Origin of the sequence: Thalassobaculum sp. (genome assembly GCF_040219215.1) — a bacterium.
Lineage (GTDB): Bacteria > Pseudomonadota > Alphaproteobacteria > Thalassobaculales > Thalassobaculaceae > Thalassobaculum_A.
Map to the genome: position 1 here is coordinate 303,534 of NZ_JAVJSX010000008.1, position 24,932 is coordinate 328,465.

Genomic DNA, 24,932 nt, shown 5'->3' on the forward strand with positions numbered 1-24,932 from the left:
TCGAAACGCTGGTGCTTACATAGACCGTCGGCGGGCTCAATCCAACCGGGCCGTCACCGCACCGGCACTCGCCTGCCGCACGGCCGCCAGGACGGCATCGTCCGTCAGCAGTTCGGGCAGCGCGATCCCCTCGGGTGCCGCCGGACCATAGACCGCGTTGAACGGGATACCGTAGCGCCCGAAGCTGGCCAGATAGTCGGCAATCGCCGGGTCCGGACTGGTCCAGTCGGCGCGCATCGCGGTCACCGAGCCGTTGCCGAGCAGGGCGGCGACCGGGCCACGGCCCAGAACGGCGGCCTTGTTGACCTTGCAGGTCAGGCACCAGTCGGCGGTGACGTCGACCAGGACTACTTGACCATTGGCGACCAGACGGTCGATCGCCGGTCGATCGAAGGGTTGCCAGGATACGGCCGCATCGCGTTTGGGACCGGCCGTGCCGGAGGCCGACGGGCGCTCCGATGCGCCGGCCAGCACCAGGGCGGCCACGACCGCGACCATACTTGCCGCCAGTGAAAGGCGTCTGTTCTGCAGAAGCGCGAGTGCCAGGACCAGGGTGACGAAGGCGCCCGCGACGGCGAGTGCCGGGATCGTGCCGGTCTGCGCCGCCAGCACCGTCAGCAACCAGACCGCAGTCGCCGCCAGCGCGACCGCCAGGACTCGTCTCAGAGTCAGCATCCATGGACCGGGACGGGGCAGGGCTCGCGCCAGCTCCGGTACCGCTGCGACCGCCAGATACGGCAGGGCGAGACCAAGTCCCATGACGGCGAACACCGCCACAATCTCCGCCGGTCCGCCGGCGAGCGCGAACCCGACCGCGGTGCCGAGGAACGGCGCCGAGCATGGGGTTGCCAACAGCGTGGCGAACGCACCAGTCAGGAAATGCCCGGTCAGCGAACCGCCGGGGTTCTCAGTCGACGATCCACCAGTGGGCAGGCGGGCGCCGAGATCTGCGATCGAACGCGGCAGCGGCACCTCGAGCAGGCCCCAGAGATTGGCGGCGAACAGCACCACCAGCGCGGCCATGGCGGCCAGGAACACCGGTTGCTGGAACTGCATGCCCCAGCCGACCGAGACACCGGCGGCCTTCAGTGCCACGGCCCCGCCGGCCAGCGCCAGGAACGAGGCCAGGATACCGGCCGCCGATGCCAGGAACCCGCGGCGCACCGCCGCACGCTCTGCCCCACCATAGCTGACCGCGGACAGCAGCTTGAGCGAAAGTACCGGCAGCACGCAGGGCATCAGGTTCAGGATCAACCCACCGAGGAGGGCGGCACCGAGCATGGCGATCCAGGTCGAGACGCCGACAACGGGGGCATTCACGGGTTCGCCGGCGGCCGGTGATGCGTCGACCGTGACGGCCTGTTCCACGAAGCGGTCGCCGTCGACTACGGTCAGCCTCAGGGCGGCGCCGGACAGCCGCACGTCGCCTCGGACGCCGACCGGAACACGCAACTCCGCGGTACGCCGGTCCGGCCCGACGGATATCTCCGGCTTGCCATAGGACAGCCCTTCCGGGCCTTCGGGATAGACGTCGGGCTGGTTGAACGGTTCGGTGGACGCGAGGCGCACGAGCAGGATCGGGCTGGCCGGGTCGCCGCTGGCACGCGCCTCGACGACGTCGAGGCCGACACCGGGCAGGTTGCCCGGCACCCGCGACGACCAGCGGTCAAGCAATTGGGTGAAGGCGGTCGGCTTCGGTGGCGTGGCCGGCAGGTCGAGGGTCAGGATGGCGTCAAGCGGAACGCAGATGTCACTGCACACGAGGGCGTTGACGGTGGCGGTCAGCGACAGCGGCGCGCCGGACTCGGCGAGCCGGGCCGTGATCGGGTAGACCACATTGTCGTGGTAGCCGTACTGCTCGATCCCGAATGCCGAGAAACGCTCCGGTACCGGAAAGGCAGTGTCGGTGCCGGCCAGGTTGCTGGAGCCCTGCCACTCGACCTGGGGCGGATAGCCGACGTCACCGGCCGATCGCCAGTAGACCTTCCACCCCTCGGACAGCCGGAACTCCAGGCCGAGCGGGACACTGTCGCGGCCTTCGGTCCCGGCGACCGCGGAGACCAGCCGGACATCGGCGGCTTCGGATCGGGCCCAGTCCGACGCGTACTCGGCCGCCTGCAGGCCGTTCGGCATCGCAGCGACCGCCGCAAGTGCCAGACCGCCCAGGGTTGCCCGGATGATCGGCATCGGAACCAAAAACGCCATATTCATCAGCCAGATTGAAACTCACCTTCCGCCCAATATAGTAACGGTGGACTAGATTGTTGGTCACGAACACGGGATGCCGGGCGGTTCGACCCCGACAAATGGTCGCGGGCGGTGCGGCCCAGAAGGTTGTGACGGCGTTCCCCGAGGAGGACCGGCCATGACGTTGGAAGACAGCGAGAAGGACGGCGAGGGCTATCTGACCGGACAGATCCTGATCGCCATGCCCAGCATGAGCGATCCGCGGTTTGCCCGGTCGGTGATCTTCCTGTGCGCCCACAACGCGGAAGGCGCCATGGGGCTGGTGCTCAACCGGCTGCTCGACTCGATCACCTTCAAGGACCTGCTGGAGGAGTTGAAAGTCGAGGAGGAGCCGTTGGCCGAAGAGTCGGCGCCGGCCATCCATTTCGGCGGACCGGTGGAAACCGGACGCGGCTTCGTGCTGCATTCGGTCGATTATGTAGGACCGGATTCGATGCCCTTATCCGGCACGTTCGCGTTGACCGCCACCGTCGACATCCTCAAGGCGATCGCCGCCGGCAATGGTCCCCAACGCCACCTGCTGGCGCTGGGGTATGCCGGCTGGGGACCGGGGCAGCTGGACGGCGAACTTCAGGAAAACGCCTGGCTGTCAGTCGACGCCGATCCCGAATTGGTGTTCAGCGTCGACCTGACCGAAAAATGGGATCGCGCCCTGGCCAAGCTGGGCATCGACGTGTCCCTGCTGTCCAGCGACGCCGGCCACGCCTGAAGCATTGGCGTGGACGCAATCCGTCAGGTGGCGAAACCCGGGTCTTTCTTCTCGATGAGACGGACCAGCGCCGGCCACTCGATGGTGTCGATCGTGCCCTGGCCGGCCGAGCCTTTCTCCCACTGCTGGGCGGTGTGCTCGGCGACGTGTTCCGGCGGGACGGCGATGGCGCCCCCGGTGCTCATGACGTCGAGCTGCAGTCGGCAGGCGCGCTCCAGGTAGTACATCTTCCGAAATGCCTCGGCGACCGAGCGGCCGCAGGTCAGCAGTCCGTGGTTGCGCAGGATCATCGCGTTCCGGTCGCCCAGGTCGGCGATCAGCCGGTCCTGCTCGCCGAGGTCGGTGGCGATGCCTTCCAACTCGTGATAGGCGACGCGCTTGTGGAACTGCATGGACTGCTGGTCCAGCGGGACCAGCCCATCCTTCAGCGCCGCCACGCCGCAACCGGCGCGGCTGTGGGTATGGATGATGCAGGCGACGTCATGCCGGGCCCGGTGGATCGCCGAATGGATGACGTAGCCCGGTCCGTTCACCGGGTAGCTGTCCTGGTCGAGCGCCTTTCCGTCGATGTCGACGCGCAGCAGGTTGGATGCGGTGATCTCGGTGTAGTGCCGGCCGAATCCGTTGATCAGGAACACCTCCTTGCCGTCGACCGGATCGGGCAGGCGTACCGTGATGTGGTTGTAGACGAGGTCGGCCATGCCGAAATGCTCGACCAGCCGGTAGCAGGCGGCGAGTTCGACCCGCAGCCGCCATTCTTCCTCGGAATACTTCGCCGGGCGTCGTGCGCCGGTGAGCGCAGTTACGGACATGGCGTCCTCCTGGGGGGTTCTGTCGGTCGGGACGACGGTAGCACCGGTTGGATGGTGGGGATCAAGACTGTGCTTTGAGCAGGTCGCGGATCTCGGTCAGCAGCTGCTCCTGGCGCGGCGGGGTTGCCGGAGCCTTCGCCTCCTGGGCCTCCTGAGCCTCGAACCGGCGGCGCAGGTTGTTCATCTGCCGGACCACGAAGAACAGCGCCCACGCCACGATCAGGAAGTTGATCAGGGCGTTGATGAACTTTCCATAGGCCAGGACCGGAACGCCGGCCTCCTTGGCGGCGGACAGCGATGCCGGAGCGTCGCCGCCTGTGAGCACGATGAAGTAGTTGGAGAAATCGATCCCGCCCATCAGCACCCCGATCGGCGGCATGATGACGTCGTTGACCAGAGAGGTGACGATGCCGGTGAAGGCAGCGCCGATGATGATGCCGACCGCCAGATCGACGACGTTGCCCTTCAGGGCGAAGGTGCGGAACTCTTTGAGCATGCCTAGCCTCGCGTTGCACAGTGGGCCCGAGCGTTCCCGTGTCGGATTAGAACGCCAAACGGCATTGGAGCCTACCCCCGTGCGAGGCTCGACGCTGGACCGCCCTGCGGGGCACCCTAGGATCGGTCGACCGACGGTCGCGAAGCTTTACGGGGAGAGGCGGAATGTCGAGTGCGCTGAACGGCAAGGTTGCTCTGGTGACGGGCGCCGGGCGGAACATCGGACGGGCGATCGCACTGCGCCTGGCCGGCGACGGCGCCACCGTGGTGGTCAACGGCCGCGCCGACCGTGCCGCCGTCGATGCGGTGGTGGCGGAGATCACCGCTGCCGGCGGCCGGGCAATCGGGCAGATTGCCGACGTTTCGGATCCGTCGGCGGTCGAGCGGATGGTCGCTCATGTCGCCGCCGAGCTTGGTGGCGTCGACATACTGATCAGCAACGCCGGCCTGCGCCGCCAGACCTCATTCCTGGAAATGGAGTACGCCGAATGGCGCGAGATCCTGTCGGTTGCGTTGGACGGAGCCTTCCTGCTGGCGCGGGCGGCTGTCCCGAGCATGGTGGCCCGCGGTGGCGGTTCGATTGTGGCGCTGTCCGGCATCTCCACGCATGTCGGGACGCCGAACCGCTGCCATGTTTCGGCTTCCAAGGCGGGACTCGAAGGGTTGATGAGGGCGCTGGCGGTCGAACTGGCGCCGCACGGCATCCGCTGCAACTGCGTGGCGCCGGGCGCCGTCGACACCCAGCGTGGCGCCGCGGCCGGTGCGATGCCGAGCACGCTGGCCGAGCGCGGCATCCCGCTCGGTCGCAAGGCGAGCGTCGAAGACATATCGGGTGCGGTCCGCTACCTCGCCGGGCCGGAGGGCGCCTACGTCACCGGCCAGACCGTGCATGTGAACGGCGGGCTGTTTCTAACCTAATCGCCGGTCAGCAGGCGCGGTTCGGCGGCCGGTGCGACCACCCGCTCGGGCTCGTCCACTTCGACCTCACGAATCCGTTCGGCGCGCTTGTCGATCTTCTCGGTGGAGATGCGCACCTGTCGCATGTCCTCATCGGCCTGGCGGAAGTGGGTCTGCAGCTTGCCGACCCGGTCATCAAGCCGGCGCACGTCGTCCAGCAGACGCCCGACCTCGGCCTGCAGGAGGCCGGCCTGTTCGCTGATCTTGGCGTCCTTCAGCACCGCGCGAACGGTGTTCAGCGTGGCCATCAGGGTGGTGGGCGAGACGATCCATACCCGGCGGCGGAACGCGTCCTGCACCACGGAGGTCAGGTTGGCGTGCAGTTCGGCGTACACGGCTTCCGACGGCAGGAACATCAGCGCTGAATCGGCGGTCTCGCCCGGCACGATGTAACGCTCTTCAATGTCCTTGACGTGCTTGGTGATTGCCTGCGCAAGGCCGCGCCGGGCAGCGTCCCGCTCGGCGTCGGATCCCGCGTCGCGCAGCGCCTGGTAGAATTCCAGCGGAAACTTGGCGTCGATCGCGATCGCGCCCGGCGGGTTCGGCAGGGTCAGCAGGCAGTCGACCCGACGTCCGCTCGCCAGGGTCGCCTGGAACGCGTAGGCGCTGGGCGGCAGGGCCTGGACCACGAGGTCGTTCAGCTGGATCTCTCCGAACGCGCCGCGCGCCTGCTTGTTGGTCAGGATATCCTGCAGGCCGACCACCTGGGTCGACAGGGTGGTGATGTTCTTCTGGGCCACGTCGATGACGGCCAGCCGCTCCTTCAGGTCGGTCATCGTTGTCTGGGTCGTGACGCTGGATTTCTCCAGGCTCTCGCCGATCCGCCGGGTCACGTCTGCCAGCCGTTCCTCCAGCTTCTTCGCCAACTCGCGTTCCTGGGTCTGCAACTGCTCGGCCATCCGGGCCTGGGCGGCGGCTTGGCTTTCGGCGATCTGGGCGAGGCGTCCGGCCAGTTCGGCCTGGCTCTGCACCAGCCGCTCGGCGGCCGCGGACTGGCGATGCTCGCTGTCGGCGAGCGCGTCCTCCACGCCCGAACTGCCGGTCCACAGCCGCCAGGCGATCAGCAGCAACGCGCCGAGGACGCTGGCGCCGAGAATCAGCAGGATCAGGTCGGGCGGCAGCGGGAGGTGAAGATCGGACATGGCCGGAACCTAGCATGTAGCGTCCCGAACGTGGCGAGCCGGCCGGCAGGCGCTGAAATCTTGACGGTTCCGGCCGCTTCGCCTACCTCAGGGGGTCTCGAAACAGGGCGAATCGCAATGGCCATCCTGCCGATCATCTGGGCACCCGATCCTGTGCTGAAAACCAAGTGCCGGTCGGTCGACGTGGTCGACGACGAGGTGCGCCAGCTGATCGACGACATGTTCCAGACCATGTATTTCGCCCCGGGTGTGGGGCTGGCGGCACCGCAGGTCGGGGTGACCAAGCGCGTGATCGTGGTCGACGTCGCCGGCAAGGACGAAAAACCGCAGCCGATCGCCCTGGTCAATCCGGAGATCATCTGGCGGTCCGACGCCACCCAGGTCTACGAGGAAGGCTGCCTGTCGCTGCCCGAGCTGTATGCCGACGTCGAGCGGTCGTCTCATGTGAAGGTGCGCTATCTCGACCGCGACGGCGCCGAACAGGTGGTCGAGGGCGAGGGATTGCTGGCGGTATGCCTGCAGCATGAGATCGATCACATCGACGGCGTGCTGTTCGTCGATCACATCTCGGCGCTGAAGCGCAACATCATGATGAAGAAGATGGTGAAGGCGAAGAAGCAGCGCGCCCGCGAGCAGGCGGCGTGAGCGACGGCGGGGACCCGACTGTCCGACCCTTGCGCGTTGCCTTCCTTGGCAGCCCCGATTTTGCGGTCCCGACGCTGCATGCATTGATCAGCGCCGGCCACGACGTGGCGTGCGTGTATGCCCAGCCGCCGCGCCCGGCCGGACGTGGCAAGCGAGACCGGCCAACCGCAGTGCACAGCGCGGCAGAGGCGGTCGGGCTCGAGGTGCGGACCCCGCGCACCCTGCGCGACCCGGATGCCCAGGCGGCGTTTGGTGCCCTCAACCTGGATGCGGCGGTGGTGGTGGCCTACGGGCTGATCCTGCCGCCGGCAATCCTGACGGCGCCGCGTCTCGGGTGCGTCAACGTGCATGCCTCGCTGTTGCCGCGTTGGCGCGGGGCGGCGCCGATCCAGCGGGCAATTCTGGCGGGCGACGGCGAGACCGGCGTGACCATCATGCAGATGGACGAGGGGCTGGACACCGGGGCGATGCTGCTGCGCCGCTCGGTCCCGATCGGATCCGAAACCACGGCGTCGCAACTGCACGACGCGCTGTCGGCGCTGGGTGCCGAGGCGATCGTTCCGGCGTTGGCCGGCCTGGACTCCGGAACGCTGACGCCGTTTCCTCAGCCGGAGGAGGGCGTCACCTACGCCAAGAAGCTGGAGCGCGACGAGGGGCGGCTGGACTTTGCCCGGCCGGCTGCCGATCTGGAGCGGCAGGTCCGTGCCTTCGACCCGTGGCCGGGCGCGTTCTTCGACCTTGGGGGCGAGCGTTTCAAGGTCCTGTCGGCCCAGGTGCTGACGATCGGGGCGCTCGCCAACGCGCCGGGCACCGTGCTCGACCACGAACTCACCATCGCCTGCGGCGTCGATGCCCTGCGCCCGACCCGGATCCAACGGGCCGGAAAGGCGCCGATGCCGACCGAGGCGCTGTTGCGCGGGTTCCCGGTGGCGCCCGGCGTCACCGTGGGCTGAGCCGTGACGCGGTACCGGCTTACGGTCGAATACGATGGTGCCCCGTTCGTCGGCTGGCAGCGCCAGGACAATGGCGCGACCGTGCAGGGGGCGATCGAGGATGCCGTGTTCGCATTCTCGGGGCAGCGGGTAGAGGTCGCGGGGGCTGGGCGCACCGACACCGGCGTGCACGCCGAGGGACAGGTCGCCCACATCGACCTTGCAACCGACCGGTTCGACGCCGTCACGGTGATGAACGCCATCAACGCGCACCTGCGGCCGCTGCCGGTGGCGGTGGTGGCCGCATCGGTGGTCAGCCATGACTTCCACGCCCGGTTCTCGGCGATCTGGCGGTCATACCGCTACGTCATCGTCAACCGGCGCGCGCCGCTGGCGCTGGACCTGGGACGGGCCTGGAGCGTGCTGGCACCGCTTGACGTCGAAGCCATGTCGGCGGGCGCCGAGCGGCTGATCGGCCACCACGATTTCACCAGTTTCCGGGCGGTTCACTGTCAGTCGAAATCACCCATGAAGACCCTGGACGTACTGCAGGTGTCCCGCCATGGGGAGCGGATCATCGTCGAGGCCCGCGCGCGATCGTTCCTGCACCATCAGGTTCGCAACATGGTGGGAACTCTGCGGCTGGTCGGGGAAGGCAAATGGAAGCCGGACGACGTCACCGCGGCCCTGAAGGCCCGTGACCGGGTGGCGGCCGGCCCGACCGCTCCGGCCGACGGCCTGACGCTGACCGCGGTCGGTTATCCCGACTGACCGGCCTACAGCAACGGCGACAGCACCGTGCCGACCATCCAGTCGAACATCACGGTCCCCACCACCACGGCCACCGCTTCCCGACCCTTGATGCCCAGGCCGACGCGGGCGATGAACCAGCGCGACCACAGCATCACCGCCAGGAAGCCGAAGGCCAGCAGGTTCTCCAGCGCCGACGGCAACAGGCCGGTGGCCCGGATCAAGGTCAGCGCCATGTAGGCATAGGACAGCGGGACGGTCGTCCAGAAATACGCCGTCATGTATCCGTCGAACCTGGCAGGCCACCCGAAGTTCTGCAGCAGGTAGTACGTCAGCAACGCGTAGCCGAACCAGCCGATGGCCAGGATCTCGGCTTCGCGAATTGTGTCGTCGAGTCCGAACGCCGGCTGGCTGCCGTCGCCGATGTGGACCGCCAGGGTCAACAGGTGGGCCGGGATCACCAGGACGATCGCCCAGGCGGCCGACCAGAAGCCCTCCCGCCCGGCCCGGAAGTAAGCGCTGCCGTTGGCGTCGCCGCAGATCAGCCGCCAGGCTCCGTATAGGGCGGTGGCAATTTCGATCCGGTCGGGAGGCGATGCCATATGCGGTTCGGCTAAGCGAGAAACCGCCGCAGCAGCGCGGCGTAGATGTCGGTCAATGACTGGATGTCGGCGACGGCCACCCGCTCGTCCACCTTGTGCATGGTCTGGCCGACCAGGCCGAACTCGACCACCGGACACAGCCGGCAGATGAACCGGGCGTCGGATGTTCCGCCGGTGGTGCTCAACTCCGGGCGCCGGCCGACCACGGCTTCGGCAGCGTCGGCGACCAGCGTGCTCAGCCGGCCGGGCTCGGTCAGGAAGCTTTCGCCCGAGCACGATGTGCTGAGTTCGTAGCGGGCGCCCTTCTGGTCGAAGCTGTCGCGCAGCATCCGTTCCAGCGACTGCGAGTTGTGGGCGTCGTTGAAGCGGATGTTGAACACCGCAGTCGCCTTGGCCGGTACCACGTTGCTGGCGGGGTTGCCGACGTCGATCGTGGTGATTGCGAGTGTGCTGGGCTGGAAGTGTGCAGTGCCTTCGTCGAGTTGGCCGTGGGCGAACGGCTCGAGCATGCGCAGCAGATGATGGATCGGGTTATCGGCCAGGTGCGGATAGGCGACGTGCCCTTGGGTACCGTGCACGGTGAGCGTGCCGGTCAGGCTGCCGCGGCGGCCGATCTTCATCATGTCGCCGAGCGCGTTCGGATTGGTCGGCTCGCCGACCACGCAGGCGTCGGGGATTTCGCCGGCGGCTTCCATCCAGTCCAGCACCTTGGTGGTGCCGTTGACCGCCGGGCCTTCCTCGTCGCCGGTGATCAGCAGGCTGATCGAGCCGGGGGGATTGCCGCCGTGCTCGCCGATGACCCGGGCAGCGGCGGCCACGAACGCGGCGATCCCGCCCTTCATGTCGGCCGCCCCTCGACCCCACAGCAGCCCATCCCGAACCGCGCCATCGAACGGCCCGACCGTCCAGGCGGCAGTATCGCCGACCGGTACAACATCGGTGTGTCCGGCAAAGCAGAGATGCGGCGCGCCGGTGCCGATCCGGGCGTAGAGGTTGTCGATCGGATCTGTGCCGGCTTCTTCGAACCGCAGCCGGTGGCAGGTGAAGCCGAGGGCGCCGAGCGCCGACTCCAGCACGTCGATCGCCCCGCCTTCAGCCGGCGTGACGCTGGGACAGCGAATCAACCGGCCGGCAAACTCGACAGCGTCGATTGCGTCCGTACTGTCGGCGCCTCCGTTACCGGCCTCGGGCATTGCCAAGCCTCCACTCAGTCGCGCAGGAGGTCGTTGATCGAGGTTTTCGAGCGGGTCTGCTCGTCGACCTGCTTGACGATCACGGCACAGTAGAGCGACGGGCCCGGCTGTCCGTTCGGCAGCGGCTTGCCCGGCATGGAGCCCGGTACGACCACCGAGTACGCCGGCACGCGGCCCATCGAGACCTCGCCGGTGTCGCGGTTCACGATGCGGGTGGTCTTGCTGAGGTAGACGCCCATCGAGAGGACCGCGCCGGTCTCGACGATCACGCCTTCGACCACTTCGCTGCGGGCGCCGATGAAGCAGTTGTCCTCAATGATGACCGGATCGGCCTGCAGCGGCTCCAGCACGCCACCGATGCCGACCCCGCCTGACAGGTGGCAGTTCTTACCGATCTGGGCACAGGAACCGACGGTTGCCCAGGTGTCGACCATGGTGCCGGTGTCGACATAGGCGCCGACGTTCACGAAGCTCGGCATCAGGATGACGTTGGCGGCGATGTGGGCGGAGCGCCTTACCACGCAGTTCGGCACCGCGCGGAAGCCGGCCTCCCGGAACCGGTTCTCGCCCCAGCCGGCGAACTTGGACGGGACCTTGTCCCACCAGACCGACGGGCCGCGTTCCGGATCGTCCGGGCCGCCGGGGATCACTTCCATGTCGAACAGCCTGAACGACAGCAGCACGGCCTTCTTGAGCCACTGGTTGACGGTCCACTGATGGTCGCCGTTCGGCGTCGCGACCCGCAGGTTCCCGTTGTCGAGGCCCTCGAGTGCCGCTTCCACGGCGTCGCGTACCTCGCCCTTGGTGGCCGTCCCGACCTCGGTCCGGCGTTCCCAGGCGGCGTCGATCACAGCTTGCATTTGGCTCGTGCTCATCGGTTCCGTCATCGGCTGTCAAAAGGTGCAGAACAGGCAGAAATCCGCGCCACAATGGCCGGGCACCCGGAGGCTGTCAACGCGAGTCGCGGCCGGTCCCAACCACGGTCTCCAGAAACGCCAGGACGTCGTCGGCGACGTGATGGACATGACTCGCCTCGGCACCGTCGCGGGCCCAATCGTGCTCGGTGCGCAGCCAGACGGTCTGCATCCCGAGGGCGGCGGCGGGTGCCAGATTCTTCGCCATGTCCTCGACCATGACTGCGGTGGTCGGGTCGATTCCGGCGATCTCGACAAGCTGTGCGTACGGCCGAGGGTCCGGCTTGGGAACGTAGTCGGCGGCGACGATATCGAACACCGAGTCGAAGTGATGGGTCACGCCCAGCCGGTTCATCACCCGTTCGGCGTGCGGTACCGAGCCGTTGGTGAACACCAGCTTGCGACCCGGCAGGGCGCGCAGCAGGTCGTCGAGCCGTGGCGACGGGTCGATCGCCATGACGTCGATGTCGTGCACGTAGTCGAGAAACGCGCCGGGTGCGACACCGTGCTCGGTCATCAGTCCGCGCAGGGTGGTGCCGTGCCGACGGAACAGGTCACGCTGCAACTCGCGCGCTGGCTCGTGGTCGAGCTTGAAGTGCGCTCGGATGAACTCGGTCATCCGCGCCGAAACCTGCACGAACAGGTTGCACCGTGCCGGATACAGGGTGTTGTCCAGGTCGAACAGCCACGTTTCGACCGAGGCCGGATCGAGGCGGCGAATATTGGTCTGGGACAATGGAGTGTTAACGCTCATGCCGCTACAGTGGCGCCCGCGAGCGTGGCGGGCAAGGACGGGAGGCGATTGAGGATGGACGAGGAGGACGGTTTGGCCGCCGATCTGGTCCACCTGATCGACGAGGGGCCGCTTGGCGACCACCCGGGACCGATCCTGCTGGTCGGTGTCGACGGAGACGTTCTGGCCCGCAACATCCCGGGCGCCCCGCTTGCGCATCGCTTCCTGTCAGGCGAGTTGCCGGCGGTCACCGCGATGGTGTCTGCCGTGACGGCCGGGACCGGCTCGCAGAGCTTCAAGATTTCCGACGAGGACACCGGCCGTACGATCGATCTGGCGGCGATTCCGGTCAACGACCGGCTGGCGCTGCTGGTGGGCCGCGACGTGTCGCTCGACCACAACCTGCGTGCCGCGTTGGTCGATTCCCGGCAGCGCTACAAGGATCTGGTGGAGATTTCCTCGGATTTTGCCTGGGAGACCGGGCCGACCGGGCAGTTCGTATTCGTTTCGGCGGCTGGTGCCCTCGGGTACGAGCCGGACGAGATGGTGGGTCGATCTGCCGAGACGTTCCTGGTGGTTCCGGAGGGATTGGCGATCGTCAGCCCGTTCGACACGCGCGAACCGGTCCAGGGTGTGGAAGTGCGGTTCCGCCGGGTCGATGGCGGCGTGTCGACCCTGGAGGCGTCCGCCGCTCCGTTGTTCGACGACCAAGGCCGGTGGAGCGGCGCCCGTGGTGTCTGCCGCGATGTCACCGAAGCCCGGTTGCGCGACCTTGCGCTCAGCAGGGCACGCAGCCGCGAACGGCTGACGACCTACATCGTGCGCACCATCCGCGACGAAGTCGAGCCGGACCGCATGCTCGATGCCGCCGCCGAGGCATTGACGCGGGCACTGTCGGCCGATGGCTGTTCGCTGTTCCGGATCGTGCCTGGAGCGGGCCTCGACCTCGCCGTGCGCATCGGCGAGGTCGTGCCGACACGGGTGATCGATGACCTGCGCGAGGCAATCGTGGCCACCCGTGATCCTGTCCTGGCCGAGATCGAAGAAGGGGCTGCGCTCGCTCACCAACTCTCCTATCACCAGGAGATGAACGGCACCGTGGTCCTCTGGCGATCCGGAGCGACCGCTGTCTGGGATGAGGAGGAGGTGGCGCTGCTGGTCGAGGTGGCCGATCAACTCGGCATCGCGTTGCAGCAGGTCGCTGCCCACGAGCACCTGCGCACGTTGTCGTCGGTCGATGCAATGACCGGCCTGCTGAACCGGCGGGCCTTCGACGAAGCGATCGGCGCACGCCTGGACCCGTCGACATCCGCTGCCGCGGGACCCGGGACCCTGGTTTACGTCGATCTGGACAATTTCAAGAAGGTCAACGACACCCGCGGCCATCAGGTGGGAGACAAGGCGCTCATCCATCTGGCGGATATCCTGAAGCGCCAGTCGCATGCCGGCGACATCGGTGCCCGGCTGGGCGGCGACGAGTTCGCGCTCTGGATGGAGGGAGTCGATACGGCGGCCGCGCCGGAACGTGCGGAACGGATCATCGAGATGGGCAAGGAACTCCTGACGTACTCCGGAAGTCCCGAGCACCCGATCGGCCTGTCGATCGGGATGGCGGTGTTCGAACCAGGTTCGGGCGAGACCAGGGAGAAACTGATCGCGCGCGCCGATGCGGTCATGTACGAAATCAAACGGAGTGGCAAGGGATGGTACCGGCTTGCAGCCGGTCCGGGTGCCATGGAATCCGATCGCTGCGAGGCCTGATGACCGAGACGCCACCCCTCCGCCGTGCCGGCGACAATCCGGTCGACGCCCGGGCATTGGAACAAGCGATGGTGATCGCCCGCAGCGGCGATGCCGCCGAGCGTCGAAAGCTGGCGGCGCGTACGGACATGCCGCCGGAACTGCTGTTCTTTCTGGCGGAAGACGCCGACGACGGTGTGCGCCGCGCGGTCGCGAAGAACCCCTCGACGCCGCGCCGCGCCGACACTTTCCTTGCGCGCGACTCCGACGAGACCGTGCGCCAGTCCGTGGCGGCGCGGGTCGCGCTGGATGTTGCGGGCATCGGCAGCGAGCGGCGCTCGCAGCACCGCAAGATCACGCTTGAGGTGATGGAGACCTTGGCGCTCGACGCGGCCGAGAAGGTGCGCAGCCGACTGTCCAACGCCGTCAAGGATGCGGCCAGCGCCCCGCCGGAAGTGATCCGGCGGGTGATCGAGGTCCTGGCTCGAGACACCGCGCTCGAGGTTGCCGGACCGGTCCTGCAGCATTCGCCGCTGCTGTCTGATGAATTCCTGATCGGAGTCGTTAAGGCGCCGAGGAACTCCGGCGCGGTCACCGCGGTATCGCGGCGTGACGGTGTGTCGACCAGGGTTTCCGACGCGGTTGCTGCCAGCGGCGACGATGCGGCGATTGCCGCCTTGCTGGCCAATGATTCCGCCCAGATCCGGGAAGCCACGTTGGACAGCCTGATCGATCTGGCGCCGTCACGTCCGACATGGCACGCGCCGCTGGTGGCGCGACCGAAACTGTCGGCGGGCCATGTCGGCAAGCTGGCGCGCTTCGTCGCGATGGCGCTGGTCGAAGAGCTGCGCAAGCGCACCGACCTCGACGAAGCGGCATCGGCCCAACTCGCCGACGCCATGAGCAAGCGGATCGAGGAAGCCGGGACCCGGACCACCGCGACCACGGCGGAAGGCACCCGGGCGCTGGCGATGCACGGTCAGGGGCAGTTGGACGAGATGGCGCTGGGCGAGGCGCTGACCGCGGGTCGACGCGCGTTTGTCATTGCCGCGCTGTCGGTGCGGTCGGGCCTGACCGAGGCGGTGGTGCATTCCATGATGAGCTCGGGCAATGCCAAGGCCGTGACGGCGCTGTCGTGGAAGGCGGGTATGTCCATGGAGTTCGCCGAACAGCTTCAACTCCGTCTGGCCTATATCGAGCCGAAGGACGTGCTGCGCGCGGTTTACGGCACGCGGTACCCGCTGGATGACGAACAGCTGGAGTGGCAGATCAAGATGGCGGCCGAAGGCGGCGCCCAGTAGGTCGCCGGCGGGCGAACTCCAGCCCCCCGCTAGTCCCGGCGGATCCAGGTGCCCATGCCATGGCTGGTGAACAGCTCGAGCAACACGCCGTGCTGTACCCGGCCGTCTATGATCACCGCGCCCTCGGCACCGCCTTGCACGGCCTCGATGCAGGTCTCGATCTTCGGAATCATTCCGCCGGAGATCGTTCCGTCGGCGATCAGCGCGCGCGCCTCGGCGACCGACAGCTCCGGCATCAGCCGCCCTTCCTTGTCGAGAACGCCCTCGACGTCGGTCAGCAGCATGAAGCGGATGGCGTCGACCGCGGCGGCGACCGCACCGGCCGCGGTGTCGGCGTTGATGTTGAAGGTTTCGCCGTTCTCGCCGGCCCCGATCGGGGCCACCACCGGGATCAGGTCCTGCGCGACCAGCCGGCGCAGCATGTCGCCCTCGACCTTGACGGGCTCGCCGACGAAGCCCAGGTCCAGCACCTTCTCGATGTTGCTGTCCGGGTCGACCTTGGTGCGGCGCAGCTGGCGCGCCTGGATCAGGTTGCCGTCCTTGCCGGACAGGCCGATGGCCCGCCCGCCGGCGGCGTTGATGGCGGCCACGATGCCTTTGTTGATGGCCCCCGACAGCACCATCTCGACGATCTCGACCGTCGCCTGGTCGGTGACCCGCAGGCCGTCGACGAACTCGCTCTTGATGGCCAGCCGTTCCAGCATCCGGCCGATCTGCGGACCGCCGCCGTGGACGACGATCGGATGCATGCCGACCTGCTTCATCAGCACGATGTCGGCCGCAAACTTCAGTGCCAGGTCATCGTTGCCCATGGCGTGGCCGCCGTACTTCACGACGACGGTCTGGTCATTGTAGCGGCGCATGAATGGCAGCGCCTCGGTCAGGATTCCGGCCTTGGAGAGCCATTCGGCCCGGCGTTTGAGGTCGATCCGTTTCATGAGGCGGTCCCGCTGACGACGAAGCGGTGAATAGAGCGCAAATTTACGCTGCAGCGCAACCCTGCGCGGGGCGTCCATCCATCATCGCAGTGACCGCCCGAGGGCCTCAGACGGCGAAACGGGCGAGTTCCGCGCGCAGCTCCGCGATGCCGTCGCCCGAAAAGCTGCTGGTCGCACGGATCTGCGGGTGGGCCGCCGGTCGCTTGGCGAGTGCCGTGCCGAGGGACCCGATCAGTTCGGCCAGTTCCGACGGCTTCGGCTTGTCGGCCTTGGTCAGGATGATCTGGTACGACAGTGCGGCCCGGTCGAACAGGTCCATCGCCTCGTTGTCGATGTCCTTCGGCCCGTGCCGGGAGTCGATCAGCAGGTTCACCCGGTGCAGGCTGGTCCGGCCGCGCAGATACGCGAACAGGGTGTCGGTCCACAACTGCACCTTGGTCTTGGAGACCTTGGCGTAGCCATAGCCCGGCAGGTCAACGAGCTGAAGCCGGCTTCCCAGGTCGAAGAAGATCAGTTCCTGGGTGCGGCCCGGCGTATTGGACGTGCGGGCCAACGCCTTCCGGCCGGTCAGGGCGTTGACCAGGCTCGACTTTCCGACGTTGGAGCGGCCGGCGAACGCCACTTCCGGCAGGCCGAGCGGCGGCAGCTGCTGGGTCGTGGCCGCCGCCCACTTGAACGTGCATTCCTGGGCGAACAGGACCCGGGCCGCCTCGATCTCGGCGGCTGAGAACTCCGGATCCGCTTCGGTCACGACAAAACCTTCTTGATGCCCATGCGGCGCATGATGATCCACTGCTGGGCGATCGACAGCAGGTTGTTCCAGGTCCAGTAAATCACCAGACCGGCAGCGAAGTGGCCGAGCAGGAAGGTGAACATCAGCGGCAGGAACATGAAGATCTTCGCCTGCACCGGGTCGGCCGGCGCCGGGTTCAGTTTCTGCTGCAGGTACATGGTGATGCCCATGAGCACCGGCCAGATGCCGATCATCAGGAACTGCGGCGGGTCCCATGGGATCAAGCCCAGCAGGTTGAAGATCGTGGTCGGATCGGGCGCCGACAGGTCCTTGACCCAGCCGTAGAACGGCGCGTGCCGCATCTCGATGTTCACGAACAGGGTCTTGTACAGCGCGAAGAACACCGGGATCTGGATCAGGATCGGCAGGCAGCCGGCGGCCGGATTGACCTTCTCGCGCTTGTACAGCGCCATCATCTCCTCGTTCAGACGCTGGCGGTCGTCGCCATGCTTCTCGCGCATCTCCTGCAGCTTCGGCGTCAGCGCCTTCATCTTCGCCATCGACGCGTATGATTTGTTGGCAAGCGGGAAGAACAGCAGCTTGACGCAGATCGTCAGCCCGAGGATCGCGAGGCCGAAATTCCCGAGCAGGGCGTTCAGCCACGTCAGCACATAGAAGAACGGCTTGGTCAGGAAGTAGAACCAGCCGAAGTCGATCGCGAGATCGAAATTCGCGACGCCGTACTGCTCCTCGTAGCGGTCGAGCACCTTGACGAGCTTAGCGCCCGCGAACAGCCGGTTCTCGGTCGAGGCGGTTGCCCCGGCTGCGATCGACGTCGCCTCGCCCAGGAAGTCGACCTGGTAGCGGTCGCTCTGGTTGCGCAGGCTGTGCCGGAAATTGTAGTTCCAGGTCTGCCCCTGGCCGGGCACAAGGGCGGCCAGCCAGTACTTGTCAGTGATGCCGATCCAGCCGCCGGTCGCCGATCGCTGGACGTCTCCATCCTCGCGCAGATCGGAATAGTTGATCTCGGTCAGCGTGTCGTTGAACACGCCCAGCGGACCTTCGTGCAGGATGTAGAAGTCCAGGGTCTCGGGCGTGCCGCCGCGGCTGATCAGGCCGTAGGGGTAGAGCGTGATCGTGTCGGCGCCCTTGTTGATCACCCGCTGCGACACCGTGAACATGTAGTCCTTGTCGATCGCAACAGTGCGCTCGAAAGTCTGGCCCTGACCATTCGACCAAGACAGCGTCACCGGCTTTTCCGGGGTCAGCGTGGTCGAGTCGGCGGTCCAGACCGTCTCCGGGGTCGGGATGGCGACCGATGAGCCGCTGGCGGCCACCCAGCCGAACTCGGCGTAATAGGGGTGCCGCAGCCCGGTCGGGTCGAGGAGATGGATCGGCGAGCTCTTGGGATCGATCGTGACCCGGTAGTCGGTCAGAACGACGTCGTCGATGCGCGCACCCTTCAGCGCGATCGATCCCTGTATCCGGGGCGTGCTGATCGTGATGCGCGGCGACAGCGCCAGGGCGGCCCCGCGGTTGTCGCTGGGGGACTGGCTGCCGGCATCGCGCGCCGCGCCGGGCGCCGACGGAGCGGTGCTCTGTCCGGGAACCGGCGCGCTGGACCCATCGACCTGGGAGGCCTGACCCTGTTGTTGAGCCTGCTGCTGGCGCTGCTGCTCGATCTTCGGGCGTTCCACCAGGAACTGGAACCCGAGCAGGATCAGCACGGACAGCACGATCGCAAGGATCATGTTCTTTTGGTCGGTCATCGCGGGGATCCGTCGGTGAGGCCGCGCGTCGGCAGCGTGAACGTTTGATCGAGATCGATGGTGGCCAGCGGCGGCACCGGATCGTACCCGTCGCTACCCCAAGGATGGCAGCGTAGCAAGCGCCGAGCCGCGAGAACCGAACCGCGCCAGGGTCCGTGCAGAGCGATCGCCTCCAGGGCGTAGGTCGAGCAACTCGGCGCAAACCGGCAGGCAGGGCCGAGCAGCGGGGACAGCAGCAGCCGGTAGGCGTGGATCGGGGCGCTGATCAGGGTGCGGATCACGATCGCCGTCCTTTACCCGAACGCGCCCGGTCCAACGCCTTGCCGAGATCGGCCAGCAACTCGTCATAGGTCCGTTCGGCGGTTGCAGCCCGGGCGATCAGGACGTAGTCGAAACCCGCCTCCGCACGCGCCGACAGCACGTCGGCCACGGCGGAGCGCAAACGACGCCGGGCGCGATTGCGGACCACCGCGTTGCCGACCTTGCGGCTCGCGGTAAAGCCCACGCGCGGACGCGTGTCGTCACCGGTTTCATCGGGCGACCGGCGCCGAACCTGGAGAACCAGGCCGGGAGCCACGGCTTTCACGCCACGAGCAGCGCGCAGGAAATCGGCACGGCTGAGAAGCCGCGACAATGCAGGTGCGCCGGTCGTTCGCATCGCTTCACCGTTCGACGCCGTCGAACGGTATCAGGCGGAAAGGCGCTTGCGACCCTTGGATCGGCGGGTGGCGATCACGCGGCGGCCACCGACGGTGGCCATGCGCGAGCGAAAGCCATGCCGACGCTTGCGGACCAGGACGCTAGGTTGATAGGTGCGCTTCACGGGAAGTCTCCGTCACGTCGACGTGCCATAGGTTTGGCGAGGGCGCGTGTATATCGGCTGTACTGCGTCGAGTCAACGCCCTGGCTGACGGCGTTACAGGGCCTGCCGTGCCCGCAGCGCCTGGGCGAGGGTTCCGTCGTCCAGATAGTCCAACTCGCCACCGACCGGGACACCGTGGGCCAGCCGGGACACCTTCACGCCGGTCGATGCCAGCCGGTCGGCGAGATAGTGCGCGGTGGTCTGGCCGTCGACCGTCGCGTTCATCGCCAGGATCACCTCGTTCACCACCGGTTCGGCGGCGCGCCGAACCAGGCCGTCCACGTTCAGGTCTTCCGGTCCGACCCCGTCGAGCGCCGACAGCACGCCGCCGATCACGTGGTAGCGGCCCTTGAAGGCGGCGGCACGCTCCAGCGCCCAGACATCGGCCACGTCCTCAACCACGCAGATCGCCTGCGGGTCGCGGCGCGGGTCGCTGCAGATGCCGCACGGATCGACGGTGTCCAGGTTGCCGCAGGTTGTGCACGGCTGGACCGAACGCGCGGCCGCGGCCAGCGCTTCAGCCAGCGGCAGCATCAGAGATTCACGGCGCTTCATCAGATGCAGAATGGCGCGCCGGGCCGACCGGGGCCCGAGGCCCGGCAACTTCGCCAGAAACTGCATTGCGCGGTCGAGTTCGCCGACGGCCACGGCCAGCGACCTCTCAGAACGGCAGCTTGAAGCCGGGCGGCAGGCTGAGCCCGCCGGTCAGGCTCTGCATCTCCTCGGCGGAGCGGGCGTCGGCCTTGGCCCGCGCATCGTTGATGGCAGCGACCAGCAGGTCTTCCAGGACTTCGGTCTCGGCCGGATCGATCAGGGCACGATCGATCGTGACCTTGCGGGCTTCGCCCTTGCCGGTGAGCACGACCTCGATCATGCCGCCGCCGGACCGGCCGGTGACCTCAAGAGCGGACAGCCGCTCCTGCATCTCCTGCACCTTGCCCTGCATCTCCTGAGCCTGCTTCATGAGCTGGCCGAGGTTTTTCATGTCTGCCTCACGCTTGGTTTGCCTTGCTTTCAGGCGCGTCGTCGTCGAACGCGATTGTGTCGGCGTCGTCCAGCGTCTCGTCGTCGGGATCGGCGCTGACCTGGGGCGGCGGCGCCGTCACCTCTTCAATGCGCGCGCCCGGGAAAAGTTCGAGCACCTTGGAAACCACCGGGTGTTCGGCCAGCTTGGCGAAATGCTCCGCCTTGGCCGTCACGGCCTGCTCGCGCAGGGTTGCTTCACCGTCCTCGCGCGAGATCCGGACGTCCCAGGGGCGGCCGGTCCAGCGGCTGAGGTGGGCCGCGATCTGGGCCGCGAACCGGGGATCGGTCCCGTTCTGCGGGCGAATGTCGATCCGGCCCGGCGCGTAGGAGACGCAATGCACCGAACCGGCGAGCTGGGCCGACAGAACCGGTTCGCCGCGGGCGTGGAACAGTTCGGCGAGTGCCTTGAATGTCGCTGGGACCTCGGCAAGCGCGTCGTCGGGCTCTTGCGCCTCTTTCGGCGGCGGACCGTCCACGGCATACGCTGGTAGGCCGTCCGGCTCGGCCGGGGACGGCGCGGTTGCGGCCGGCGATGCCGATACCGTTGCAGCGGCAGGAGTTGCGCCGGATGGCACCGCGGCGCCTGCCGCTACCGCTCCCGACCCGTCGGTCAGGATCCGGATCAGATCGGCCGGGTCCGGCAGGTCGGCGGCATAGCCGAGGCGGATCAGCACCATTTCGGCGGCGGCGACCGGAGCGGTCGCGTTTTGAACCTCGCCCAGACCCTTGGACAGCATCTGCCAGGAGCGGGTCAGGGCCGGAACCGGCAGGGTCTCCGCCAGCTTGCGGCCGCGGTCGCGCTCAGCCTCGCCGAGGTCGTTGGCACCCGCGGCCTTCGGCGCCGCCTTCATGCGGGTGATGGCGTGGGTCAACTCCATCAGGTCCTGGATGACCACCACCGGATCGGCGCCGCCGTCGTACAGCATCCGCAGCACGTCCAGGGCTTCGGAAATCCGGCCGGCCATCACCGCCTCGAACAGGTCGTAGACCCGCTCTCGGTCGACCAGGCCGAGCATGTCGCGGACCTGGATCGAGGTGACCGGCCCGGTGGCCAGCGCCATTGCCTGGTCGAGGATCGACAATCCGTCGCGGGCCGAGCCGTCGGCCGCGCGCGCAATCATGCGCAGCGCCTCGGGTTCGGCCTCCACGGCCTCGGCCGTACAGACCTTCTCGAACAACTCGCTCAGGACCGCCACGTCGATCCGGCGCAGGTCGAAGCGCTGGCAACGCGACAGCACGGTGATCGGCACCTTGCGGATCTCGGTGGTCGCGAAGATGAACTTCACGTGCTCGGGCGGTTCCTCCAGCGTCTTCAGCAGGGCGTTGAAGGCGTTGCGGGTCAGCATGTGGACCTCGTCCACGATGTAGACCTTGTAGCGCGCCGATACCGGCCGGTAGCGCACGCTCTCGATGATCTCGCGGATGTCGTCGACACCGGTGCGCGACGCTGCGTCCATCTCTAGCACGTCGACGTGGCGATCCCCGGCGATCGCCTTGCAGTTGTCGCATACCCCGCACGGCGTCATGGTCGGCCCGCCGGTGCCGTCCGGCCCGATGCAGTTCAGGCCCTTGGCGACGATGCGCGCGGTCGTGGTCTTGCCGACCCCGCGCACCCCGGTCAGCACGAAGGCGTGGTGGATGCGGTTCTGTGCGAATGCGTTGCGCAGGGTGCGAACCAGGGTCTCCTGGCCGACCAGATCCTCGAAGGTCTGCGGACGGTACTTGCGTGCCAGGACCCGATATTCGGCCGCTGGAGCAGGAGCGCCTGTTGTGGCGTCGTCGGAGGAGACATCGGTCATGCGGTGATCATACGGCGCCGCGGCCGGCCATGAAACCGACGATAAGGGAGCAAGGTGGAAGACCGGCGGCGACCCGGACCGAAACTCGTTACGGCTGCTTCCTTCCGGACCTGACCGAATTGGCGAGGAGCCCGTCCGCGCCAGCCTTCCGATGCGGGATATAGGATGGGCAGGTGGGGCAGCGCAAGGGCGGGCAGTGATCGCGATGCCTGCTTGTGCATGGGTCCGCACGTCCCTAGCCTCGCTGGAGCATGTGGCGATGGAGATCCCGATGAACGTCCGCGATATCCTGAAGGCCGGCCCGGTGATCCCGGTGGTGACCATCGACGATGCCGCGCAGGCCCCCGGGCTTGCCAAGGCGCTGATGGCCGGCGGCATCCGGGTGATCGAGATCACCCTGCGGACCCCGGCGGCCCTTGACGCGGTGCGGGCGATCCGTGCGCAGGTCCCGGACATGATCGTTGGCATCGGCACGCTGCTGGACGCCGAGCAGGTAGCACCGGCGGTCGAGGCCGGTGCGGTGTTCGCGGTCTCGCCTGGCTTCGACCAGGCGCTGGTCGCCCAGGTGGCGGCGGCTGGCCTCGCCTATCTGCCGGGCATCCAGACGGTGTCGGAGGCGATGGCGGCAAGGCGGGCCGGGCTGGACACCTTGAAGTTCTTTCCCGCCAAGGCGGCCGGGGGCACTTACGGCCTCGACCAGATCCGCCCGGTCCTGCCGGACATCGCGTTCTGTCCGACCGGCGGAATCGGCGCCGAGGATGCACCGGCCTACCTCGCCCTGCCGAATGTGCTGTGCGTCGGCGGCAGCTTTCCGGCCCCCGCCGACGCGATCCGCGACGGCGATTGGGCGCGGATCGAGGAACTGGCCCGCAAGGCTGTCGCGCTTCGCGGCTAGCATTGTGTTCGCTGTTTGTTCTTGAAATTGCGACCCTGGCCAAACTATCGTGCCGATCGCGTTTCCGAGCGAATGGAGTCCGCCCATGCCCGTCGGTTCTGAACTCATCCTCTACCACGCGGCACCGTCGCGCTCGTCGGTCGCCCACTGGATGCTCGAGGAGGTCGGCCACCCTTACGAGATGCGGATTCTCGACCTGAAGAAGCTCGAGAACCGCGCCCCGGAGTATCTGGCGGTCAACCCGATGGGCAAGGTTCCGGCGCTGGTCCACGGCGGGACCGTGATCACCGAATCGGCGGCGATCTGCTGCCATCTTGCCGATGCGTTCCCTGAAGCCCGGCTGAACTTCCCGGTCGGCGACCCGCGGCGCGGGCCTTACCTGAAGTGGCTGTTCTTCGGGCCGAGTTGCATCGAGCCGGCGATGATCGACCGCATGATGCAGCGTGAGACCGGGCCCCGCTCGGCTGTCGGCTACGGCGATTATGACACCACCATAGGGGTGGTCGCCGACGCCTTGCGGCTGGGACCCTACCTGTTCGGCGAGACGTTCACCGCCGCCGACGTGGTGATCGGCTCCACCCTGCGCTGGGGCATGCTGTTCGAGCTGATTCCCGATCGGGAGGAGTTCAAGTCCTATGTCGCACGACTTGGCGAGCGGCCGGCCTTGAAGCGTGCTCAGGCGACCGACGCCGAGCTGGCACCGCCGTCGGCGGACTGAGATCGCCGGTCATCCGGCCACAGCCGTGGCGCGGGGCTTCAGGAATCGGTTCACCTCGTCGCGGCTCGGAGCCCCCAGGCGACCTCCGAACCGCGTGACCTTCACGGCGGCGGCGGCCGAGGCGAAACGCACGGCCCGCCCGATCGATTGGCCTTCGGCCACGCCGAGGGCGTAGGCGCCGTGAAACACGTCGCCGGCGGACAGCGTGTCGATTGCGTCGACCGGGAAACCGGGCTGCCGGTGACGCGTCCCGTCGGCGATCCACTCCACGCCCGCTGCACCGAGGGTGACGGCGACCACCTTGGCCCGCGGGAGCGTCGCTGCCAGGGCGTCAAGGCCGCCGACCGGCTGCAGCAGGGCAAGGCCGGGCTCCGAGCACACGACGTGATCGGCTCGTGCCGCGAGATCGCGCAGTACCGCCGGATCGGCAACGTCGGCATCCAGGATCGCCGGCACTCCGGCGGCAAACGCGGCATCCAGCGCGGCGGCCGCACCCTTCGGCCATCGCGTGTCGACCAGCACCGCCCCGGCGCCGGCAAGCGTGCCGAGGGGCAGCCAGCCGGGGTCGTGGGAGAGTTCCGGATCATAGAACGGCACGATGAGGCGCTCGCCCGCGGCGTCGACGATGATGGTGGAGATCGCCGTGCGGCGTCCCGGTTCGACGCGGACCGCCGAGACGTCGACGCCTTCACCGGCAAGGTCGGCGCGCCAGCGCCGCCCGGCATCGTCGTCGCCGATCCGTGCCCAGATACCGGCTCGGCCGCCGAGCCGGGCGATCGAGGCCGCCGCCGCCGATGCCATGCCGGCACCGAACACCGCGCAGGCGTCGGCCAGTACCTTGCCGTGCGGCGGAATAGCCGGTACCCGCAGTACCGTGTCGAGCGTCGCTGCGCCCAGGCACTGCACGTAGGGAGCCGCCCGGTCCGGTTGCGGCCCGGTGCCCTGCATTGTCGTCGTGTCGGCCATGCGTGAATTTCCTGTGGCGCATGAGTGCGGTTTCGATTACGTGTTCGGATACTG

General features: G+C 67.6%; 27 protein-coding genes and 1 other RNA gene. 9 read left to right on the forward strand and 19 right to left on the reverse strand.

Going from position 1 to position 24,932, the window contains the following annotated elements:
* Window positions 1–36: 36 nt before the first annotated feature.
* Window positions 37–2,205, reverse strand: a complete 2,169-nt coding sequence (locus RIC54_RS06815; protein ID WP_350085820.1) for a protein-disulfide reductase DsbD family protein — start codon at window positions 2,203–2,205, stop codon at window positions 37–39.
* Between the two features lie 160 nt (window positions 2,206–2,365).
* Between RIC54_RS06815 and RIC54_RS06820 the strand changes: the two genes are divergently transcribed.
* The gene (locus RIC54_RS06820; RefSeq protein WP_350085823.1) at window positions 2,366–2,956 is read left to right on the forward strand and encodes a YqgE/AlgH family protein; all 591 of its coding nucleotides are present in this window, start codon (window positions 2,366–2,368) and stop codon (window positions 2,954–2,956) included.
* Between the two features lie 23 nt (window positions 2,957–2,979).
* On the opposite strand, the gene RIC54_RS06825 is transcribed toward RIC54_RS06820, so the two are convergent.
* Both RIC54_RS06825 and mscL read right to left on the reverse strand, forming a co-directional pair.
* Window positions 2,980–3,768, reverse strand: a complete 789-nt coding sequence (locus RIC54_RS06825; protein WP_350085826.1) for a class II aldolase/adducin family protein — start codon at window positions 3,766–3,768, stop codon at window positions 2,980–2,982.
* 61 nt (window positions 3,769–3,829) lie between these two features.
* A complete protein-coding gene (gene mscL / locus RIC54_RS06830) occupies window positions 3,830–4,264 on the reverse strand; it encodes a large conductance mechanosensitive channel protein MscL (protein WP_350085829.1) in 435 nt (144 codons plus the stop codon).
* Between the two features lie 164 nt (window positions 4,265–4,428).
* On the opposite strand from mscL, the gene RIC54_RS06835 reads away from it, so the two are divergent.
* Window positions 4,429–5,181: an SDR family NAD(P)-dependent oxidoreductase gene (locus RIC54_RS06835; protein WP_350085832.1), complete on the forward strand. Its 753-nt coding sequence runs from the start codon at window positions 4,429–4,431 to the stop codon at window positions 5,179–5,181.
* Here the strand turns inward: RIC54_RS06835 and RIC54_RS06840 are convergent.
* Window positions 5,178–6,362, reverse strand: coding sequence for a DNA recombination protein RmuC (locus RIC54_RS06840; protein ID WP_350085835.1), 1,185 nt, complete (start codon window positions 6,360–6,362; stop codon window positions 5,178–5,180). The two genes, RIC54_RS06835 and RIC54_RS06840, sit on opposite strands and share 4 nt — an antisense overlap.
* Window positions 6,363–6,479: 117 nt before the next feature.
* Here RIC54_RS06840 and def point away from each other — a divergent pair, with 117 nt between their 5' ends.
* The 3 genes from def to truA are packed head-to-tail and all read left to right on the forward strand — an operon-like array spanning window position 6,480 to window position 8,710.
* Window positions 6,480–7,007, forward strand: coding sequence for a peptide deformylase (gene def, locus RIC54_RS06845; protein WP_350085838.1), 528 nt, complete (start codon window positions 6,480–6,482; stop codon window positions 7,005–7,007).
* The gene (gene fmt, locus RIC54_RS06850) at window positions 7,004–7,960 is read left to right on the forward strand and encodes a methionyl-tRNA formyltransferase (protein ID WP_502989648.1); all 957 of its coding nucleotides are present in this window, start codon (window positions 7,004–7,006) and stop codon (window positions 7,958–7,960) included. Before def ends, fmt begins: the two co-directional genes overlap by 4 nt.
* Window positions 7,961–7,963: 3 nt before the next feature.
* Window positions 7,964–8,710, forward strand: a complete 747-nt coding sequence (gene truA, locus RIC54_RS06855) for a tRNA pseudouridine(38-40) synthase TruA (RefSeq protein WP_350085841.1) — start codon at window positions 7,964–7,966, stop codon at window positions 8,708–8,710.
* Window positions 8,711–8,715: 5 nt separating this feature from the next.
* Here the strand turns inward: truA and RIC54_RS06860 are convergent, their stop codons facing one another.
* From RIC54_RS06860 to RIC54_RS06875, 4 genes are all read right to left on the reverse strand, one after another.
* Window positions 8,716–9,291 (reverse strand): hypothetical protein, encoded by a 576-nt coding sequence (locus RIC54_RS06860; protein WP_350085844.1) that lies wholly within the window; start codon window positions 9,289–9,291, stop codon window positions 8,716–8,718.
* A gap of 11 nt (window positions 9,292–9,302) precedes the next feature.
* Entirely contained in the window at window positions 9,303–10,484 is a 1,182-nt protein-coding gene (gene dapE, locus RIC54_RS06865) for a succinyl-diaminopimelate desuccinylase (RefSeq protein ID WP_350085847.1), read from the reverse strand.
* A 14-nt stretch (window positions 10,485–10,498) separates the two neighbouring features.
* Window positions 10,499–11,359, reverse strand: a complete 861-nt coding sequence (gene dapD / locus RIC54_RS06870) for a 2,3,4,5-tetrahydropyridine-2,6-dicarboxylate N-succinyltransferase (RefSeq protein WP_350085850.1) — start codon at window positions 11,357–11,359, stop codon at window positions 10,499–10,501.
* Window positions 11,360–11,435: 76 nt separating this feature from the next.
* Window positions 11,436–12,152, reverse strand: coding sequence for a pyrimidine 5'-nucleotidase (locus RIC54_RS06875; RefSeq protein ID WP_350085853.1), 717 nt, complete (start codon window positions 12,150–12,152; stop codon window positions 11,436–11,438).
* Window positions 12,153–12,206: 54 nt separating this feature from the next.
* Between RIC54_RS06875 and RIC54_RS06880 the strand changes: the two genes are divergently transcribed.
* Window positions 12,207–13,892 carry a sensor domain-containing diguanylate cyclase gene (locus RIC54_RS06880; RefSeq protein ID WP_350085856.1) on the forward strand — a complete coding sequence of 562 codons (1,686 nt, stop codon included), beginning with the start codon at window positions 12,207–12,209 and terminating at the stop codon, window positions 13,890–13,892.
* Entirely contained in the window at window positions 13,892–15,172 is a 1,281-nt protein-coding gene (locus tag RIC54_RS06885; RefSeq protein ID WP_350085859.1) for a DUF2336 domain-containing protein, read from the forward strand. The genes RIC54_RS06880 and RIC54_RS06885 overlap by 1 nt, the downstream gene beginning before the upstream one ends.
* A 29-nt stretch (window positions 15,173–15,201) precedes the next feature.
* Here RIC54_RS06885 and argB read toward each other — a convergent pair whose 3' ends face one another.
* From argB to ffs, 10 genes are all read right to left on the reverse strand, one after another.
* Window positions 15,202–16,110 (reverse strand): acetylglutamate kinase, encoded by a 909-nt coding sequence (gene argB, locus RIC54_RS06890; protein WP_350085862.1) that lies wholly within the window; start codon window positions 16,108–16,110, stop codon window positions 15,202–15,204.
* Window positions 16,111–16,216: 106 nt separating this feature from the next.
* Complete coding sequence (gene yihA / locus RIC54_RS06895) at window positions 16,217–16,861, reverse strand: ribosome biogenesis GTP-binding protein YihA/YsxC (protein ID WP_350085865.1); 645 nt, start codon at window positions 16,859–16,861, stop codon at window positions 16,217–16,219.
* The gene (gene yidC / locus RIC54_RS06900) at window positions 16,858–18,612 is read right to left on the reverse strand and encodes a membrane protein insertase YidC (protein ID WP_350085868.1); all 1,755 of its coding nucleotides are present in this window, start codon (window positions 18,610–18,612) and stop codon (window positions 16,858–16,860) included. Before yidC ends, yihA begins: the two co-directional genes overlap by 4 nt.
* Window positions 18,609–18,893: a membrane protein insertion efficiency factor YidD gene (gene yidD / locus RIC54_RS06905; protein ID WP_350085871.1), complete on the reverse strand. Its 285-nt coding sequence runs from the start codon at window positions 18,891–18,893 to the stop codon at window positions 18,609–18,611. The genes yidC and yidD overlap by 4 nt, the downstream gene beginning before the upstream one ends.
* Entirely contained in the window at window positions 18,890–19,270 is a 381-nt protein-coding gene (gene rnpA, locus RIC54_RS06910) for a ribonuclease P protein component (protein ID WP_350085874.1), read from the reverse strand. Before rnpA ends, yidD begins: the two co-directional genes overlap by 4 nt.
* A 30-nt stretch (window positions 19,271–19,300) precedes the next feature.
* Window positions 19,301–19,435, reverse strand: a complete 135-nt coding sequence (gene rpmH / locus RIC54_RS06915; RefSeq protein WP_007675074.1) for a 50S ribosomal protein L34 — start codon at window positions 19,433–19,435, stop codon at window positions 19,301–19,303.
* Window positions 19,436–19,528: 93 nt separating this feature from the next.
* Complete coding sequence (recR, locus tag RIC54_RS06920; protein WP_350085879.1) at window positions 19,529–20,122, reverse strand: recombination mediator RecR; 594 nt, start codon at window positions 20,120–20,122, stop codon at window positions 19,529–19,531.
* Between the two features lie 13 nt (window positions 20,123–20,135).
* Window positions 20,136–20,459, reverse strand: a complete 324-nt coding sequence (locus RIC54_RS06925; RefSeq protein ID WP_350085882.1) for a YbaB/EbfC family nucleoid-associated protein — start codon at window positions 20,457–20,459, stop codon at window positions 20,136–20,138.
* A gap of 7 nt (window positions 20,460–20,466) precedes the next feature.
* Complete coding sequence (locus RIC54_RS06930) at window positions 20,467–22,299, reverse strand: DNA polymerase III subunit gamma/tau (protein WP_350085885.1); 1,833 nt, start codon at window positions 22,297–22,299, stop codon at window positions 20,467–20,469.
* A gap of 56 nt (window positions 22,300–22,355) precedes the next feature.
* An RNA gene (gene ffs / locus RIC54_RS06935) (signal recognition particle sRNA small type) lies at window positions 22,356–22,446 on the reverse strand.
* Window positions 22,447–22,570: 124 nt separating this feature from the next.
* Between ffs and eda the strand changes: the two genes are divergently transcribed.
* Together eda and RIC54_RS06945 are read left to right on the forward strand one after the other, a co-directional pair.
* On the forward strand, window positions 22,571–23,194 hold the full coding sequence (gene eda, locus RIC54_RS06940) for a bifunctional 4-hydroxy-2-oxoglutarate aldolase/2-dehydro-3-deoxy-phosphogluconate aldolase (protein ID WP_350085888.1): 624 nt from the start codon (window positions 22,571–22,573) through the stop codon (window positions 23,192–23,194).
* 85 nt (window positions 23,195–23,279) lie between these two features.
* On the forward strand, window positions 23,280–23,912 hold the full coding sequence (locus tag RIC54_RS06945) for a glutathione S-transferase family protein (protein WP_350085891.1): 633 nt from the start codon (window positions 23,280–23,282) through the stop codon (window positions 23,910–23,912).
* Window positions 23,913–23,921: 9 nt separating this feature from the next.
* On the opposite strand, the gene RIC54_RS06950 is transcribed toward RIC54_RS06945, so the two are convergent.
* Entirely contained in the window at window positions 23,922–24,878 is a 957-nt protein-coding gene (locus tag RIC54_RS06950) for a PfkB family carbohydrate kinase (RefSeq protein WP_350085894.1), read from the reverse strand.
* Window positions 24,879–24,932 lie beyond the last annotated feature (54 nt).

What these genes read in the sequence shown, in the direction of transcription:
- RIC54_RS06815 (WP_350085820.1), bottom strand. Translation starts at nt 2,205, where the DNA reads ATGGCGTTTTTGGTTCCGATGCCGATCATCCGGGCAACCCTGGGCGGT.
- RIC54_RS06820 (WP_350085823.1), top strand. Translation starts at nt 2,366, where the DNA reads ATGACGTTGGAAGACAGCGAGAAGGACGGCGAGGGCTATCTGACCGGA.
- RIC54_RS06825 (WP_350085826.1), bottom strand. Translation starts at nt 3,768, where the DNA reads ATGTCCGTAACTGCGCTCACCGGCGCACGACGCCCGGCGAAGTATTCC.
- mscL (WP_350085829.1), bottom strand. Translation starts at nt 4,264, where the DNA reads ATGCTCAAAGAGTTCCGCACCTTCGCCCTGAAGGGCAACGTCGTCGAT.
- RIC54_RS06835 (WP_350085832.1), top strand. Translation starts at nt 4,429, where the DNA reads ATGTCGAGTGCGCTGAACGGCAAGGTTGCTCTGGTGACGGGCGCCGGG.
- RIC54_RS06840 (WP_350085835.1), bottom strand. Translation starts at nt 6,362, where the DNA reads ATGTCCGATCTTCACCTCCCGCTGCCGCCCGACCTGATCCTGCTGATT.
- def (WP_350085838.1), top strand. Translation starts at nt 6,480, where the DNA reads ATGGCCATCCTGCCGATCATCTGGGCACCCGATCCTGTGCTGAAAACC.
- RIC54_RS06860 (WP_350085844.1), bottom strand. Translation starts at nt 9,291, where the DNA reads ATGGCATCGCCTCCCGACCGGATCGAAATTGCCACCGCCCTATACGGA.
- dapE (WP_350085847.1), bottom strand. Translation starts at nt 10,484, where the DNA reads ATGCCCGAGGCCGGTAACGGAGGCGCCGACAGTACGGACGCAATCGAC.
- dapD (WP_350085850.1), bottom strand. Translation starts at nt 11,359, where the DNA reads ATGAGCACGAGCCAAATGCAAGCTGTGATCGACGCCGCCTGGGAACGC.
- RIC54_RS06875 (WP_350085853.1), bottom strand. Translation starts at nt 12,152, where the DNA reads ATGAGCGTTAACACTCCATTGTCCCAGACCAATATTCGCCGCCTCGAT.
- RIC54_RS06880 (WP_350085856.1), top strand. Translation starts at nt 12,207, where the DNA reads ATGGACGAGGAGGACGGTTTGGCCGCCGATCTGGTCCACCTGATCGAC.
- RIC54_RS06885 (WP_350085859.1), top strand. Translation starts at nt 13,892, where the DNA reads ATGACCGAGACGCCACCCCTCCGCCGTGCCGGCGACAATCCGGTCGAC.
- argB (WP_350085862.1), bottom strand. Translation starts at nt 16,110, where the DNA reads ATGAAACGGATCGACCTCAAACGCCGGGCCGAATGGCTCTCCAAGGCC.
- yidC (WP_350085868.1), bottom strand. Translation starts at nt 18,612, where the DNA reads ATGACCGACCAAAAGAACATGATCCTTGCGATCGTGCTGTCCGTGCTG.
- rnpA (WP_350085874.1), bottom strand. Translation starts at nt 19,270, where the DNA reads ATGCGAACGACCGGCGCACCTGCATTGTCGCGGCTTCTCAGCCGTGCC.
- RIC54_RS06925 (WP_350085882.1), bottom strand. Translation starts at nt 20,459, where the DNA reads ATGAAAAACCTCGGCCAGCTCATGAAGCAGGCTCAGGAGATGCAGGGC.
- RIC54_RS06930 (WP_350085885.1), bottom strand. Translation starts at nt 22,299, where the DNA reads ATGACCGATGTCTCCTCCGACGACGCCACAACAGGCGCTCCTGCTCCA.
- eda (WP_350085888.1), top strand. Translation starts at nt 22,571, where the DNA reads ATGAACGTCCGCGATATCCTGAAGGCCGGCCCGGTGATCCCGGTGGTG.
- RIC54_RS06945 (WP_350085891.1), top strand. Translation starts at nt 23,280, where the DNA reads ATGCCCGTCGGTTCTGAACTCATCCTCTACCACGCGGCACCGTCGCGC.
- RIC54_RS06950 (WP_350085894.1), bottom strand. Translation starts at nt 24,878, where the DNA reads ATGGCCGACACGACGACAATGCAGGGCACCGGGCCGCAACCGGACCGG.